Raw genomic sequence first — 15,443 nt, 5'->3', positions numbered from 1 at the left:
TTTTCTCATGTCTTTTGATTTAACGGCTCGTCTGGCCGCGCGTCGTGCCGACAATTTGTATCGCCAGCGCCCTTTGCTTGAAAGCCCGCAAGGCCCGCAGGTGGTGGTGGACGGTCAGCCTTTATTGGCCTTTTGTAGCAACGACTACTTGGGCCTGGCCAATCACCCGCAGGTGATCGAAGCGTGGCAAGCCGGTGCGTCGCGCTGGGGCGTGGGCGGCGGGGCGTCGCACTTGGTCATTGGCCACAGTCGCCCGCATCACGCCCTCGAAGAAGCGCTCGCCGAGTTCACCGCTCGCCCGCGCGCGCTACTGTTCAGCAACGGTTACATGGCGAACATGGGCGCTGTCACAGCGCTGGCAGGTCAGGGCGACACGGTGCTGGAAGATCGTCTCAACCACGCCTCTTTGCTGGATGCGGGCTTGTTGAGCGGGGCACGGTTCAGCCGCTATTTGCACAACGACGCCGCCAGTTTGGCCAGCCGTCTGGAGAAAGCTGTCGGCCATACGCTGGTGGTGACCGATGGCGTGTTCAGCATGGACGGTGATGTGGCCAATTTGCCCGCATTGGTCCATGAAGCTCGTGCTAAAGGCGCGTGGTTAATGGTCGACGATGCCCACGGTTTTGGTCCGCTGGGTGCCACCGGGGGCGGAATTGTCGAGCATTTCGGCTTGAGCCAGCACGACGTCCCCGTGCTGGTCGGCACCCTGGGCAAAGCCTTTGGCACCAGCGGCGCCTTTGTGGCCGGCAGCGAAGCGTTGATTGAAAGCCTGATCCAGTTCGCCCGTCCTTATATCTACACCACCAGCCAGCCGCCTGCGTTAGCGTGCGCCACGCTCAAAAGCCTTGAGCTGTTGCGCAGCGAGCACTGGCGCCGTGAGCATTTGAATGCCTTGATCCGCCAGTTCCGTGCTGGTGCCCAGCAGATCGGCTTGCAACTGATGGACAGCTTCACGCCGATCCAGCCGATCATGATTGGCGACAGCGCAGAGGCGGTGCGCTTGTCGCAGCAATTGCGCGAACGCGGCGTGCTGGTCACCGCCATCCGCCCGCCCACGGTGCCTGTCGGTAGCGCGCGGTTACGTGTGACGTTGTCTGCCGCCCACACAGAGGCGCAGGTGCAGCTACTGTTAAATGCATTAAACGACTGTTGGCGAAAACCGGAGTCCGAGCATGCGTGATCGTTTGATTTTGCTCCCCGGCTGGGGGTTGGGTATCTCACCGCTGGAGCCTTTGGCGGTTGCACTGCGTGGCCTGGACGCGCACCTGTGGGTTGAAATAGAACCCTTGCCGGTGCTCGCTTCGGCGCAGTTGGATGACTGGCTGGATGAGTTGGACGCGGCGTTGCCGGATGACGTCTGGCTGGGGGGCTGGTCACTGGGTGGCATGTTGGCCAGCGAATTGGCCGTGCGGCGCGGCGAGCGGTGTTGCGGGTTGGTGACGCTGGCCAGTAACCCGTGTTTTGTCAGCCGCGACGATTGGCCCAACGCAATGCCTTGTGACACCTTCGAGGATTTTATCGACGGTTTTCGTAAGGCCCCCAATACGACGCTTAAGCGCTTTTCTTTGTTGTGCAGTGAAGGTCGGGGTATGGCGAGCTTACTCCTCAATGGTGCGCCGAAGGCTGAGCCAGACACCTTGCTTGCAGGGCTGGAGCTGCTCGCCAAGATGGACACCCGTGCCGCCCTGCAACACTTTAATGGCCCGCAGTTTCATGTGTTTGCCGGGCAGGATGAGCTGGTGCCGGCGTCAGTCGCCAGTGATGTGCTGGCGTTGTTGCCTGATGTCGAAGTGGGCCTGATGGAACAGGCCTGTCATGCGTTTCTTCTGCAAGCACCCCATGAATTGGCGGCGGCGATTCAGAGCTTTTTAACCGGGTTGGGTGATGACTGATTTGAGTGTGGCAAGCCTGCCGGACAAACGTCTGGTGGCGGTTTCGTTTTCCCGCGCGGCGGCCAGTTATGACAGCGTGGCTGAACTGCAACGCAACGTCGGTCATGAACTGATGAGCCGTTTACCTGTGGGCCTAAGCCCACAACGTTGGTTGGATGTGGGCTGTGGCACGGGGTACTTCAGTCGCGTGTTGGGTCAGCATTTTCCTCGCAGCGAAGGGCTGGCGCTGGATATCGCACAAGGCATGCTGGCTTACGCCCGGCCATTGGGTGGCGCCCAGCACTTCATCGCGGGTGATGCCGAGTGCCTGCCGTTGCAAGACAACAGTTGCGACGTGGTGTTTTCCAGCCTGGCGTTGCAATGGTGCGCGCACTTTGACGCAGTGCTCAGCGAGGCGCAGCGGGTGCTCAAACCGGGCGGTGTACTGGCTTTCGCCAGTTTGTGTGTGGGCACGTTGAGCGAGCTGCGTGACAGTTGGAAGGCGGTTGACGGGCAGGTTCACGTCAACCGATTTCGTGAGTTTTCGGCTTATCAACAGCTGTGTGCAGGAAGCGGCTTGCAGGTCAAAAGCTTGCACACGCAGCCCCATGTGCTGCATTACCCGCAGGTGCGCCAGTTGACCCATGAGCTAAAAGCGCTGGGCGCACATAACCTTAATCCGGGGCGACCTGAAGGCTTGACCGGCAGGGCGCGGGTTCAAGGGTTAATAACGGCCTATGAACAATTTCGTCAGCCACAGGGGCTGCCGGCGACGTATCAAGTGGTCTACGGCATCTTGGAGAAAGCGCGATGAGCCTTGCCTATTTCATAACCGGCACGGACACGGACGTGGGCAAAACCACGGTTGCAGCAGGTTTGTTGTACGCCGCCCGCACAGCGGGTTTAAGCACGGCAGCGGGCAAGCCTGTGGCCTCGGGGTGCGAAAAAACCGCCCAAGGGCTGCGCAACGCTGACGCGCTGGCGTTGATGGCGCAATGCACGATTGGCTTGACGTATGAAGAGGTGAACCCGCTGGCGTTCGAACCTGCCATCGCCCCGCATATTGCCGCGCGCGAGGCGGGTGTGGCGCTGACGGTTCAATCATTGCTGGCACCGATGCGCCATATTTTGGAGCAACACGCCGATTTCACCCTGATAGAGGGGGCGGGTGGCTGGCGCGTGCCTTTGTCGGGGCAGGACAGCCTGTCTGACGTGGCCCAAGGGCTGGGACTGCCGGTGATTTTGGTGGTAGGCGTGAGGTTGGGCTGTATCAGCCACGCTTTGCTGACCGCTGAGGCGATTGCTCAAGATGGTCTGCAACTGGCGGGCTGGGTGGCCAATATCATCGACCCGCACACCGCACGGCTTGAAGAAAACCTGGCAACCCTGGCCGAACGCTTGCCAGCACCCTGCCTTGGCCGGGTGCCCGCGCTCACGTCACCCACGGCGCAGGCGGTGGCCGAGCATGTGCAACTGGACCTGCTGGACTGAGTGCGGCGCTATTGCTCAGGGCTATTGAAGGGTGCGCAACCATCAGGTTTTTTGACGGGCCTTTTGCCAGTATGTCTGCTTCAATGAAACCTGATGACCTTGAAAGGGAAGATATCGCTCATGGAAATCTCGGGAAGCACCGCGTTCTACGCAGGTTTAAGTTCCATTCAGGCGGGGCAGAACCGTGTCGATCAAGCGGGCGGCCACATTGCCAATGCCACGGTTGAACGCTCGGTCGCGAGCCAATCCTCCGACACACAGGTCAACCGCATGCGCGCTGTCGACCGTAGCCAGCTTTCAGATATTGCCAGTGATGTGGCTGATTTAAGCGTAGGCAAAGCGCAAGTCGAACTCGGCGCCAAAGTGGTACGCACCGCCGACGAAATGGTCGGTACGCTGATCGATACCTACGCCTGATCCTGGCGTGCTCTCGTAGCCTCGGCCCTACTGCCTGAGGGCTGCTGCGACGCCGCACCTCGCTTTCGCCTGCGGCGATGCTCGTGGGGTGACATTCAACAGTCTTTCGATAATTCGCAGCTGTTCACCCTTAGGGACGAACGGCTCCTTGTGCCTGCTTGACAATAAATGGGCGTAAACGTATGTTTCAAACACCTGTTTGACCGCAATAACAAATTCTACGCGGTTGTTCATTCCCGGATTCATCAGCAGAGGTTTATCGCTATGCCTGATTACAAGGCCCCCTTGCGTGATATTCGCTTCGTTCGTGACGAACTGCTCGGTTACGAAGCGCATTATCAGAGCCTGCCGGCTTGCCAGGACGCTACTCCAGACATGGTTGACGCCATTCTTGAAGAAGGCGCCAAGTTTTGTGAGCAGGTGCTGGCACCTCTGAACCGTGTGGGTGACACCGAAGGCTGCACCTGGAGTGAGTCCGGGGTTAAAACCCCTACCGGTTTTAAAGAAGCCTACAAGCAATTCGTTGAAGGCGGCTGGCCGAGCCTGGCGCATGACGTTGCCCACGGCGGTCAGGGCCTGCCTGAGTCGCTGGGCCTGGCGGTCAGCGAAATGGTGGGTGAAGCCAACTGGTCGTGGGGCATGTACCCGGGCCTGTCGCATGGCGCGATGAACACCATCTCCGAGCACGGCACTCCCGAGCAGCAAGAGACCTACCTGAGCAAGCTGGTCACCGGCGAATGGACCGGCACCATGTGCTTGACCGAATCGCACTGCGGGACTGACTTGGGCATGCTGCGCACCAAGGCCGAACCTCAAGCTGATGGTTCCTACAAAGTTTCCGGCACCAAGATCTTCATCTCGGCCGGTGAACACGACATGGCCGACAACATCGTCCACATCGTTCTGGCTCGCCTGCCGGATGCACCGGCTGGCACCAAAGGCATTTCGCTGTTTATCGTGCCCAAGTTCATGGCCAATTCTGACGGCACGCTCGGTGAGCGTAACGCCGTATCGTGTGGCTCCCTTGAGCACAAAATGGGCATCCACGGTAACGCAACGTGTGTGATGAACTTCGACGGTGCGACAGGTTTCCTGATCGGCCCGCCGAACAAAGGCCTGAACTGCATGTTCACCTTTATGAACACCGCACGTCTGGGCACCGCGCTGCAAGGCCTGTCCCACGCCGAAATCGGTTTCCAGGGCGGCTTGAAATACGCCCGTGACCGCCTGCAAATGCGCTCGCTGACCGGCCCTAAATTCCCGGAAAAAGCCGCCGACCCGATCATCGTTCACCCGGACGTACGTCGCATGCTGTTGACCATGAAGGCATTCGCCGAAGGTAACCGTGCGATGGTTTACTTCACGGCCAAGCAAGTCGACATCGTGAAATACGGCGTTGATGAAGAAGAGAAGAAGAAAGCCGACGCACTGCTGGCGTTCATGACGCCGATTGCCAAAGCCTTCATGACCGAAGTGGGTTTTGAGTCCGCCAACCACGGCGTTCAAATCTACGGCGGCCACGGTTTCATCTCTGAGTGGGGCATGGAGCAGAACGTTCGCGACAGCCGTATTTCGATGCTGTACGAAGGCACTACCGGCATCCAGGCACTCGACCTGCTGGGCCGTAAAGTGTTGATGACTCAAGGCGAAGCGCTCAAAGGCTTCACCAAGATCGTGCACAAGTTCTGCCAGACCAACGAAGGCAACGAAGGTGTTCAAGAGTTCGTCGCACCGCTGGCTGCACTGAACAAAGAATGGGGCGAGCTGACCATGAAGGTCGGTATGGCGGCCATGAAAGACCGTGAAGAAGTGGGTGCGGCCTCGGTCGACTACCTGATGTATTCCGGTTATGCCTGCCTGGCGTACTTCTGGGCTGACATGGCGCGTTTGGCCGCAGAGAAACTGGCTGCTGGCACGTCGGAAGAAGCTTTCTACAAAGCTAAATTGCAGACGGCGCGTTTCTACTTCCAGCGCATCCTGCCGCGTACCCGTACACACGTTGCAACCATGTTGTCAGGCGCTGCCAACCTGATGGACATGAAAGAAGAAGACTTCGACCTGGGCTACTAAGCCTAAGCGCGTCACCTTCCCAAAAACCGTTTCACCTCTGGGTGAAACGGTTTTTTTATGCGCGGATTCTGCGTAGCAGTTAGCCAGCACCACGTTCGGCCGCAGAGCCGTCGTACAACCTGAGATCACGCCCGGTTAAAGGGTGCGCGATTGTGGCGTAATCGCCGGTCACATTGGGCAATAGCGACGAAATGCAGAACGCCTCCGTGAGTCTTTTTTTAATCCGACAAATGCGTTAAGCCTTTTGCCTTTCCAGCCGTTAAAACCTATGGCTGAGGCGACCGGGACGTTTCCAAGTGTGCTTAACTGCGGTAAAAGCAGGCACAATGCCATTACTTGGTTGTTCGGGTCGGAGCTTTACTTTTGTCGCGTTCTTCTGCTGCATGTGTCAGTCACTTTTTGCCGTCTCTCCTGCTGCTAATCGCAGGGCTTGCGGCTGCTTACGTCAAAGACCTCAATGTGTTCTTCACCTCGCTCTTCAACGTGCTGCCCACCCTGGTGCTGTTGTTGGGAGGCGCTTACTGCGCGGTCTACCGCCGCCAGCGTGAATTGTTTTTGATGCTTACGGTGTATATCGCCTATTTCTTGCTCGATACTCAGACCGATTACTACCGCGATAACGGCGTTGTGCGCCCGGACGCGGCGGTGATCTTTCATGTGTGCTCACTGTTATTGCCGTTGCTGTACAGCGTGTACGCGGCCTGGGAGGAGCGCACACATCTGTTTCAGGACCTGGTGGCGCGTTTTGCGGTGCTGTTGGCCATCGGCAGTGTCGCGCTGGGGCTGGAGCAAAGTTACCCACAGGCGCTGCTCAATTGGCTGGCCGAGATCCGTTGGCCCGCACTGCATGGCCGCTGGATGAGCTTGATTCAGTTGTCGTATCCGGTGTTTTTCATCGGTTTTGTGCTGCTGGGCTGGCAATACTGGCGCAACCCGCGGCCCCTGCATGCCGCCCAGCTGGTAGGGCTGGTAGGGTTGTTCTGGATGCTGCCGCAGACGTTTATCTTGCCGTTCACCCTTAACATCATGTGCAGCCAGGTGATGTTGATGATTGCCGCAGCGGTGGCGCATGAGGCGTATCAAATGGCCTTTCGCGATGAGCTGACCGGCCTGCCGGGGCGTCGCGCACTGAATGAACGCTTGCAGCGTTTGGGGCGCAATTACGTGCTGGCCATGAGTGACGTCGACCATTTCAAAAAATTCAACGACACCCACGGTCACGATGTGGGCGATCAGGTGCTGCGACTGGTCGCCAGCAAACTGTCCAAAGTCGGCGGTGGCGGTCGGGCCTATCGCTATGGCGGTGAAGAATTCGCCCTGGTGTTTGCAGGTAAAACGCTGGATGAGTGCATGCCGCATCTGGATGAGTTGCGTGAAGCCATTGCGGTTTACAACATCCATTTACGCAACCAGGAAAACCGCCCGCAGGACGACCAGCAAGGTCGTCAGCGCCGAGCCGGTACGCGGGCTACCAGCGTGTCGGTGACGGTCAGTATTGGTGTGGCTGAACGCATGCCAGAACAGCGCACGGCCGAGGAGGTGCTAAAAGCGGCGGACAAGGCGCTCTACAGCGCGAAAAGTGCCGGGCGTAACTGCGTCGTTGCCTACGGGCAAACCCGACGGGGGGCGGTGCGCACGACAGAAATTCCTGCGTAGCGTGACCGGGTATTAAATTTGAGTCACTACCGGACCCTATGTATCGCAATCGTTGTTAAGTTAGACTGGCCACAGCTAAACGTGGCCCGGCTCGGGCTTAACTGGTAGTAATTGCGAGGTTTGTCATGGCTGATTACAAAGCGCCCCTGCGCGATATGCGCTTCGTCCTTAATGAAGTGTTCGATGTTGCAGCGCTTTGGGGGACGTTGCCTGCTTTGGCAGACACGGTTGATGCAGAGACGGTAGAAGCGATTCTTGAAGAAGCGGGCAAAGTCACCGCTAAAAGCATCGCCCCGCTCAGCCGTAGCGGCGATGAAGAAGGATGCCACTGGCACGATACCGTCGTCACCACCCCCGCAGGTTTCGTTGATGCTTATAAAACCTACGCCGAAGGCGGATGGGTGGGCGTCGGTGGCGATCCTGAGTTCGGCGGCATGGGCATGCCCAAAGCGGTCTCGGCGCAAGTCGAAGAAATGATCAACTCCTCCAGCCTCGCGTTCGGCCTGTACCCGATGCTGACCGCGGGTGCGTGCGTGTCGATCAATGCGCACGCAAGCGAAGAACTGAAGGCGATGTACCTGCCCAATATGTATTCGGGCGTGTGGGCTGGCTCCATGTGCCTGACCGAACCCCATGCGGGCACTGACTTGGGGATCATCCGCACCAAGGCCGAACCTCAAGCCGATGGCAGCTACACCCTCAGCGGTACGAAGATTTTCATCACCGGTGGCGAGCACGACCTGACGGAAAATATCATCCATTTGGTACTGGCCAAGTTGCCGGACGCGCCGGCTGGCCCCAAAGGTATCTCGCTGTTTCTGGTACCCAAATTCAGGGTCAATGCCGATGGCAGCCTGGGCGAACGTAACCCGGTCACCTGCGGTTCCATTGAACACAAAATGGGTATTCAAGCGTCGGCAACGTGCGTGATGAACTTCGACGAGGCGGTGGGTTATCTGGTCGGCGAACCTAACCGTGGTCTGGCAGCGATGTTCACCATGATGAACTACGAACGTTTGGGCGTCGGTATCCAGGGGCTGGCGTCGGGTGAGCGTTCCTACCAGAACGCGGTGGAATATGCCCGTGATCGCTTGCAAGGCCGCGCTGCGACCGGTGCTCAAGCCAAAGACAAAGCCGCTGATCCGATCATCGTCCACGCCGATGTGCGCCGTATGTTGCTGACCATGAAAGCGTGCAACGAAGGCGGGCGAGCGTTCTCCACCTATGTCGCCAACCAGTTGGACATCGCCAAGTTCAGCCAGGACCCGGCCGCCCGTGAGCGGGCCGATGGCCTGGTGGCTTTGCTGACGCCAGTCGCCAAAGCGTTCTTGACCGATTTGGGCCTTGAAACCACCGTGCACGGTCAGCAGGTGTTTGGCGGTCACGGTTACATTCGTGAATGGGGGCAGGAGCAGTTAGTACGTGATGTGCGTATTACGCAGATCTACGAAGGCACCAACGGTATTCAGGCGCTGGACCTGGTGGGGCGCAAGATCGTGGGCAACAACGGGGCGTATTACCGTTTGTATGCCGATGAGATTCGTCAGTTCATCGCCTCGTCGTGTGGCGACCTGAATGAATTCACCGCACCGCTGGCAAGCGCTTTGGACACACTTGATGAGTTGACGGCCTGGGTTTTGGAACATTCGAAAATTAATCCGAACGAAATTGGCGCGGGTTGCGTCGAGTACCTGCAAGTTTTTGGTTACACAACGTATGCCTACATTTGGGCGCTGATGGCCAAGGCCGCGCAGGGCAAGGAGTCTGAGGACGCGTTTTATGTCAGCAAAATGGGCACGGCGCGCTTCTACTTCCAACGTTTGCTGCCGCGTATCCACTCGCTGAGTGCTTCGGTCAAGGCCGGTAGCGAGTCGCTGTATTTGCTGGATGAAGCACACTTTTAAGCTGTTTAACGTTATGTAAGCATTTGCTTACATAACGTGCTGGCAATCGTCCATATCGCAGAATTGGATCCATCGGTAATCTACTTCACATGGACGTCGAGCAGGAAGCTCAAAGAAATAACAGGGACACGTAGGATTCTGCCAGGATGGCGGAGTGAAAAGGATGTCAGGGAAACAGTCTGCAAAACCCCGCTTCGGCGGGGTTTTCTTTTTGTGCGTCAGAAATACGTGTATGCGTTGTAGGAGCGAGCTTGTTCGCGCGCCCTCATGCAGCGGGTCAATAAACGTGACCTACAGCGTTGATTCTTCACGCTGCATCACATCCTCAAGCAGGGTACGCAACAACCCCAGCGTGGCTTGTTGGCGCTGCACATCGCGACACACCAGCCCCACTTTGAGCGGCACCCTCGGCTCACTCAGCGGCTTCCACAGCAGCGCCTTGTCATCGTGTTCGTGACGTGAACGCCCCGGCAGTACCGTGGCCAACTTGCTGTGCGGCAAGCTGTCGAGAATCCCGGCCATCGTATTGAGCTCAGCCTGCACTTGCGGCCGTCGGCCCAGATTGGCCAGTTGGCTCTGCCAGATCTGGCGCACCTGAAACTCTTCCCCGAGCAGCAGCATGGGCAATTCGGCCGCCTGGCTTAACGACACCTTTTTGAATTCACGCAGCGGATGGTCTGCCGGGATGACCAGTTGCAGTTCATCTTCGTACAGCAACATTCCGTGCAAGCCAGGCTGGCGGGGCGGCAGGTAGCTGATGCCGATGTCGAGTGAGCCATTGAGCAAACGCCGCTCAATCTCAAGCCCGGTCAGTTCGTAAATCTGTACCACCAAATGCGGTTGCGCCTGGCGCACGCGTTCGAGCATTTGCGGCACCAGGCTGGTGTGTACGGTTTGCAGCACGCCGATGGCCAGGGTCCGCAGCGCGTGGCCTTGAAAGTTGCGCAACGCCTCTTTGGCGCGCTGCAAACCGTCAAGGAGCGGTAACGCGTGGTTGTACAGTGTGTGCGCGGCAAGGGTTGGCAGCAAGCGCTTGCTGCTGCGCTCGAACAGGCTGACATCAAGGTTATGTTCGAGCTGGCGAATCTGCTGCGAGAGTGCCGGCTGGGAGATGGAAAGGCGCTCGGCAGCACGGCCCACATGGCCTTCTTCGTATACCGCGACGAAATAACGCAGTTGTTTGAAATCCATAAGTATTACTTATCGAAAATGCTTAAAAAACGAAATGGCTCAAAGGCCGACAGGCGCCTAGTCTACGCCCATTCCAAAGGGCTCGTAGAGCCAGAGAACGTCATGAAAAGCGATTGTGCAGGCCTGTTTTACATAGGCAAGGCTGAAAACCCCACAGAGGGATTAGCCTCGCACTGGCATGACGCTCAGTTGCAAATCGATTCGGCTTATGTTCACAAGGTCCGCGTGCATGAACCTGTTTAACCTGCGTCGCCCTTCTTCCAGCCTTGATGCTGAGGCGGTTGAAGCTGTGTCACTCCCGATCTGCCCTGAGGCGGCCCGCGATTGCCTGATGCCCAGCGTCGAGCGCCCGACGCAGGTTTTTGTGCGCGGCCAAGGGTCGTGGATGTGGGACAGCGAAAGCCGGGCGTATCTGGATTTTACCCAGGGCGGTGCCGCAAACAGCTTGGGTCATAGCCCGGCGGTCTTGATCAAGGCACTGGCTGAGCAGGCGCAATCGTTGATCAACCCGGGATCGGGCTATTTCAATCGCGCGATGTTGAGCCTGGCTGAGCGGTTGTGTCACAGCACGGGCAGCGATCAGGTGCATTTTCTCAACACTGGCGCTGAGGCCAACGAAGGCGCGATCAAGCTGGCGCGCAAATGGGGCCAACTGCATCGTGGCGGCGCGCATCGCATCATTACCGCCACGCACAGTTGCCATGGCCGCAGCTTTGGTGCGATGTCGGCGTCGGGCAGCGCGACGTTTGATAACCGCTTCGAGCCGCAATTGCCGGGGTTTATCAATGTGCCGTTCAACGACTTGCCTGCCTTGCACGCAGCGGTCGACGCGCAAACCGTGGCCATCATGCTGGAGCCGGTGCAGAGCGAGGCAGGGGTGATCCCGGCCACCGAGCATTACCTCAAGGGTGTTGAGCGCTTGTGCCGTGAGTTAGGCATTTTGCTGATCCTTGATGAAGTACAAACCGGTATGGGCCGTTGCGGCACCTTGTTGGCAGAGCAGCACTACGGCGTTCGTGCCGACATCATCACTCTGGGTAAAGGTTTGGGCGGTGGTGTTCCGCTCGCGGCGCTGCTGGCGCGCGGTCAAGCGTGTTGCCTGGAAGCCGACGAGTTGGGCGGCACCCATCACGGCAATGCCTTGATGACTGGCGCAGGTAGCGCTGTGCTTGATGCCGTGCTGGAGAAAGGTTTTTTGCAGCAGGTTCGCGATGCGGGGCAGCACCTGCGCGAGGGTCTGGGCCGATTGGCCAATAGTTATGCACAGGGTGAATTGCGGGGGCAGGGCCTGATGTGGGGGCTGACGCTGTCGGATAACTCGGCAAATGAGGTTGTAAAAGCTGCGTTGTATGAAGGTTTGTTGATTACAGCGCCACAGCCCAATTGCCTGCGTTTCACCCCGGCGCTGTGCGTCAGCAAAGGCAACATCGATGAAATGCTGTTGCGTCTGGCCCGAGCGTTTGCCCGTGTCCGCACAGCGCAATTGCAGTGCCGTCGTGCAGCAGTGATCTAAGCGTCATACAGAATTTAAAGAACCGTCTCGCGGTATAACGCATCGCCCTGTGCCTGTTTCGTTCGGCACGGGGCGTTTTTTTGCGTGTGCAAAACTACAACTGAACCTTTCGCCGTGGCTCAGAGTCGATTAATCGTAGGGCTTGATTGAGCCCACCTTTGATTGGGGACGGAACACATGGACATTATTCGCATCATCATCGCCATCTTGCTGCCGCCGCTTGGCGTGTTTTTGCAGGTCGGTTTCGCGGGCGCTTTTTGGCTGAACATTTTGCTGACGCTGTTGGGTTACTTCCCCGGCGTGATTCACGCCGTGTACATCATCGCCAAGCGCTAAGCCCTCTACGACCCTCGACCCTGAAGGCTGCGATCGCGTGATGGATCGCAGCCAGCGCCAGCGCCTACGAGCTGGGGTTCATGACGTTTTGATAAAACTGCCACTCCTGCTCCAGCGCGTGTGCCTGGTTACTGGCCTTGCGAAAGCCGTGGCGTTCGTCAGGGTAGTAGTGCGCTTTGGCCGGGATGCCGTTTTGTTGCAGGGCGTGCAGCATGTCGCGGGTCTGCTGCGGCACCACCACGGCATCCAGTTCGCCCTGAAAGAAAATCACCGGCACCTGGATGTTTGCCGCGTGTAATAACGGCGTACGGGCAGCGTAGCGTTCGGCATCACGCTCAGGGTCGCCGATCAGCCAGTCCATGTAATCACCCTCGAACTTGTGCGTGTCGCGCGCCAGTGCAAGCGGATCGCTGACGCCATATAAGCTGGCCCCTGCGCGGAACACGTGTTTGAACGCCAAGGCGCACAACGTGGTGTAACCCCCCGCGCTGCCGCCGCGAATGAAGGCGTTATCGGGATTAATCAGGCCCTTGTCAGCCAGATAGCTGACCACCGCACACGCATCTTCGACATCCACTTCACCCCATTTCAGGTGCAGCGCCTGACGGTATTGGCGGCCATAGCCGGTGCTGCCGCGATAGTTGAGGTCGGCCACGGCAAAGCCGCGTTGCGTCCAGTACTGGATGCGCGGGTCGAGCATTGGATAACAGGCCGAAGTCGGGCCGCCGTGGATAAACACCACCAGCGGCGGGCGGCTTTCACCGTGCATGGCCGGGTAGAAAAAACCGTGCGCCTGGCTGCCTGCCGACGGGTAGTTCAGGGTTTGCGGACGGCTGATCTGTGCGTGGGGCAAGGGCGCGATGCCGCCGGCAAGCACGTTCACCTGCCGGGTATCGCGTGCGATACGGATGACAGCAGAGGGGCTGACAGGTGAGGCGGCGATGCAATAAAGCGCGTCATCGTCCAGCGCCAGGCTACGGAAACGGCTGTATTGGCCGGTGAAGTCGTCAATGTTGGCGTCAGACGCGTGTATGCCCAAGCGTCCAAAGCCGTGTTCGGTCCAACTGGCCAGGTATGCGCCGTCGCCCAACGGCAGCCACGTGCTGGCGCCCAGTTGCCAAGGTGCGGGCGCGTGATCGGCTGCTGCACTCGGCAACGCCACTAAGCCCGTGGCAGATTCAGCCCACGGTTGCCAAAAACCACCACGGTCTGTCAGACAATACAGGCGGTTGTTTTGATCAAAACGCGGTTGTTGCAACGACTCTTCGCGGTCATTGCCCGCCAGACAGACGGGTGACTGCCAGCCGCTTGCCCCGTGGTGTTCAACCAGCATCAAACGGGTTGATGTCCACGGCTGATGCGGGCGGCTCCACTCAATCCACGCCAGTCGCTGGCCGTCGGGGCTGAGGGTGGGTGCGGCATAAAAATCTGCACCCTGGGCCAGCACGCAACGCTCTAATGTGGCCGGGTCAACGCTGACCAGGCGATGTTGGTCGGCCTCTTCTTCGACTGCCAACACCCGGCCCTGGGCAAATTGCACATCACCATAGCGGCAGGTGCCTTGGGTCAAGGCGCGTGGCGCCGTGCCGGCCAGTGCTTGCCAGTACAGTTGTTGATCAGACTCGTTGACGAACACCACGCCGTCATCGCTCAGGCAAAACGATCCACCGCCGTACTCGTACACCCGGCTGCGCACGCTGAAACCGTCGGGGGTCAGGCAATGTGCCTGGCCGTCACGCCAGTGCCAGATGCGGCAAGCGGCATCCTGAGGGCGGTATTCGTTCCAGAACAGGCCGCGCGGGCCGTGTTTGAGTTCGGCGAAATCCACCCCGGCGGCCACGGCGAGGGCGGCGCTGAACGGTTCAACCTTTGGCGATGAGTCGTGAGTTTCGGTCATTTCGAAAGGCCAGTTGCTCAATGGTTTGGGTGGCGTGCTCGGCTTCTTCGCGCGCCTTGAGGATCAGGTCATGGTGAGGCGATTTGCTGCATACCGGGTCTGCATTGCTTGCATCGCCGGTGAGCATAAAGGCTTGGCAGCGACAGCCGCCGAAGTCCTTTTCTTTCTCGTCACACGAGCGGCACGGCTCGGGCATCCAGTCATAGCCGCGAAAACGGTTGAAACCAAACGAGTCGTACCAAATGTGCTGCATGCTGTGGTCGCGCACGTTGGGGAACTGGACCGGCATCTGCCGCGCACCATGACACGGCAAGGCGGTGCCGTCAGGGGTGACGGTCAAAAAGATACTGCCCCAACCGTTCATGCAGGCTTTAGGGCGCTCTTCGTAGTAGTCCGGGGTGACGAAAATCAGCTTGCAGGGATGGCCTTGGGCCTCCAGCTTGGCGCGGTATTCGTTGGTGATGCGTTCTGCGCGCACCAGTTGCTCTTTGGTCGGCAACAAGCCCACGCGGTTGAGCTGCGCCCAGCCGTAGAACTGGCAAGTGGCGAGTTCGACGAAGTCGGCTTCCAGTGCGATGCACAGTTCGATGATGCGATCGATCTTGTCGATGTTGTGCCGATGGGTGACAAAGTTCAGCACCATCGGGTAGCCGTGAGCCTTGACTGCGCGGGCCATTTCCAGCTTTTGCGCGAAGGCTTTTTTCGACCCGGCAAGCAGGTTGTTCACTTGCTCGTCGCTGGCCTGAAAGCTGATTTGAATGTGATCCAGCCCGGCCTTTTTGAAGTCGCTGATCTTTTGTTCGGTCAGTCCGATGCCCGACGTGATCAGGTTGGTATAGAAGCCCAACGTGCGCGCTTCACCAATCAGTTCGGCCAGGTCCTGGCGCACCAACGGCTCGCCCCCCGAGAAGCCCAGTTGGGCGGCGCCCATTTCGCGCGCCTCGCGAAACACCTTGATCCACTGTTCGGTGCTCAGCTCTTTGCCTTGCTGGGCGAAATCCAGCGGGTTAGAGCAATACGGGCATTGCAGCGGGCAGCGATAGGTCAGCTCCGCCAATAGCCAGAGCGGCAGGCCCACCTCGGGTTTGGGCGGCATC

The 15,443-nt window shown here is 58.7% G+C and carries 13 protein-coding genes; 10 read left to right on the top strand and 3 right to left on the bottom strand.

The genetic code is table 11. The features are described 5' to 3' along the window. The first annotated feature begins 7 nt into the window (after positions 1-7). From bioF to GYN01_RS07785, 8 genes are all read left to right on the top strand, one after another. Positions 8-1,180, top strand: a complete 1,173-nt coding sequence (bioF, locus tag GYN01_RS07820) for an 8-amino-7-oxononanoate synthase (protein ID WP_203306835.1) — start codon at positions 8-10, stop codon at positions 1,178-1,180. Next, positions 1,173-1,892, top strand: a complete 720-nt coding sequence (locus GYN01_RS07815) for an alpha/beta fold hydrolase (protein WP_203306834.1) — start codon at positions 1,173-1,175, stop codon at positions 1,890-1,892. The genes bioF and GYN01_RS07815 overlap by 8 nt, the downstream gene beginning before the upstream one ends. After that, positions 1,885-2,685, top strand: a complete 801-nt coding sequence (gene bioC / locus GYN01_RS07810) for a malonyl-ACP O-methyltransferase BioC (RefSeq protein WP_203306833.1) — start codon at positions 1,885-1,887, stop codon at positions 2,683-2,685. Before GYN01_RS07815 ends, bioC begins: the two co-directional genes overlap by 8 nt. Further along, positions 2,682-3,362 (top strand): dethiobiotin synthase, encoded by a 681-nt coding sequence (gene bioD, locus GYN01_RS07805; protein WP_048364197.1) that lies wholly within the window; start codon positions 2,682-2,684, stop codon positions 3,360-3,362. The genes bioC and bioD overlap by 4 nt, the downstream gene beginning before the upstream one ends. 120 nt (positions 3,363-3,482) lie before the next feature. Further along, the gene (locus tag GYN01_RS07800) at positions 3,483-3,779 is read left to right on the top strand and encodes a hypothetical protein (RefSeq protein ID WP_048364307.1); all 297 of its coding nucleotides are present in this window, start codon (positions 3,483-3,485) and stop codon (positions 3,777-3,779) included. Between the two features lie 264 nt (positions 3,780-4,043). Continuing rightward, positions 4,044-5,849, top strand: a complete 1,806-nt coding sequence (locus GYN01_RS07795) for a phenylacyl-CoA dehydrogenase (protein ID WP_203306832.1) — start codon at positions 4,044-4,046, stop codon at positions 5,847-5,849. A gap of 363 nt (positions 5,850-6,212) precedes the next feature. After that, complete coding sequence (locus tag GYN01_RS07790) at positions 6,213-7,505, top strand: GGDEF domain-containing protein (protein WP_203301936.1); 1,293 nt, start codon at positions 6,213-6,215, stop codon at positions 7,503-7,505. A gap of 125 nt (positions 7,506-7,630) precedes the next feature. Continuing rightward, positions 7,631-9,409: an acyl-CoA dehydrogenase C-terminal domain-containing protein gene (locus tag GYN01_RS07785; RefSeq protein WP_203306831.1), complete on the top strand. Its 1,779-nt coding sequence runs from the start codon at positions 7,631-7,633 to the stop codon at positions 9,407-9,409. A 291-nt stretch (positions 9,410-9,700) separates the two neighbouring features. Here the strand turns inward: GYN01_RS07785 and GYN01_RS07780 are convergent, their stop codons facing one another. Continuing rightward, a complete protein-coding gene (locus GYN01_RS07780) occupies positions 9,701-10,600 on the bottom strand; it encodes a LysR family transcriptional regulator (RefSeq protein ID WP_048364202.1) in 900 nt (299 codons plus the stop codon). A gap of 229 nt (positions 10,601-10,829) precedes the next feature. Between GYN01_RS07780 and GYN01_RS07775 the strand changes: the two genes are divergently transcribed. Together GYN01_RS07775 and GYN01_RS07770 are read left to right on the top strand one after the other, a co-directional pair. Continuing rightward, on the top strand, positions 10,830-12,113 hold the full coding sequence (locus tag GYN01_RS07775; RefSeq protein WP_203306830.1) for an aspartate aminotransferase family protein: 1,284 nt from the start codon (positions 10,830-10,832) through the stop codon (positions 12,111-12,113). A 177-nt stretch (positions 12,114-12,290) separates the two neighbouring features. Continuing rightward, complete coding sequence (locus GYN01_RS07770; protein WP_048364204.1) at positions 12,291-12,449, top strand: YqaE/Pmp3 family membrane protein; 159 nt, start codon at positions 12,291-12,293, stop codon at positions 12,447-12,449. Between the two features lie 64 nt (positions 12,450-12,513). Here GYN01_RS07770 and GYN01_RS07765 read toward each other — a convergent pair whose 3' ends face one another. Next, positions 12,514-14,346: an alpha/beta hydrolase family protein gene (locus tag GYN01_RS07765; protein WP_203306829.1), complete on the bottom strand. Its 1,833-nt coding sequence runs from the start codon at positions 14,344-14,346 to the stop codon at positions 12,514-12,516. Beyond that, positions 14,312-15,442, bottom strand: a complete 1,131-nt coding sequence (pqqE, locus tag GYN01_RS07760) for a pyrroloquinoline quinone biosynthesis protein PqqE (protein ID WP_238936194.1) — start codon at positions 15,440-15,442, stop codon at positions 14,312-14,314. The genes GYN01_RS07765 and pqqE overlap by 35 nt, the downstream gene beginning before the upstream one ends. Position 15,443: the final 1 nt, after the last annotated feature.

It is taken from the genome of Pseudomonas weihenstephanensis (assembly GCF_016812185.1).
In the GTDB taxonomy this organism is placed as follows: domain Bacteria; phylum Pseudomonadota; class Gammaproteobacteria; order Pseudomonadales; family Pseudomonadaceae; genus Aquipseudomonas; species Aquipseudomonas weihenstephanensis.
This window is presented reverse-complemented; position numbering and strand designations above follow the sequence as displayed.

What these genes read in the sequence shown, in the direction of transcription:
- GYN01_RS07800 (WP_048364307.1), top strand. Translation starts at nt 3,483, where the DNA reads ATGGAAATCTCGGGAAGCACCGCGTTCTACGCAGGTTTAAGTTCCATT.
- GYN01_RS07775 (WP_203306830.1), top strand. Translation starts at nt 10,830, where the DNA reads ATGAACCTGTTTAACCTGCGTCGCCCTTCTTCCAGCCTTGATGCTGAG.
- GYN01_RS07785 (WP_203306831.1), top strand. Translation starts at nt 7,631, where the DNA reads ATGGCTGATTACAAAGCGCCCCTGCGCGATATGCGCTTCGTCCTTAAT.
- pqqE (WP_238936194.1), bottom strand. Translation starts at nt 15,442, where the DNA reads ATGCCGCCCAAACCCGAGGTGGGCCTGCCGCTCTGGCTATTGGCGGAG.
- GYN01_RS07765 (WP_203306829.1), bottom strand. Translation starts at nt 14,346, where the DNA reads ATGACCGAAACTCACGACTCATCGCCAAAGGTTGAACCGTTCAGCGCC.
- bioF (WP_203306835.1), top strand. Translation starts at nt 8, where the DNA reads ATGTCTTTTGATTTAACGGCTCGTCTGGCCGCGCGTCGTGCCGACAAT.
- GYN01_RS07770 (WP_048364204.1), top strand. Translation starts at nt 12,291, where the DNA reads ATGGACATTATTCGCATCATCATCGCCATCTTGCTGCCGCCGCTTGGC.
- bioD (WP_048364197.1), top strand. Translation starts at nt 2,682, where the DNA reads ATGAGCCTTGCCTATTTCATAACCGGCACGGACACGGACGTGGGCAAA.
- bioC (WP_203306833.1), top strand. Translation starts at nt 1,885, where the DNA reads ATGACTGATTTGAGTGTGGCAAGCCTGCCGGACAAACGTCTGGTGGCG.
- GYN01_RS07815 (WP_203306834.1), top strand. Translation starts at nt 1,173, where the DNA reads ATGCGTGATCGTTTGATTTTGCTCCCCGGCTGGGGGTTGGGTATCTCA.
- GYN01_RS07780 (WP_048364202.1), bottom strand. Translation starts at nt 10,600, where the DNA reads ATGGATTTCAAACAACTGCGTTATTTCGTCGCGGTATACGAAGAAGGC.
- GYN01_RS07795 (WP_203306832.1), top strand. Translation starts at nt 4,044, where the DNA reads ATGCCTGATTACAAGGCCCCCTTGCGTGATATTCGCTTCGTTCGTGAC.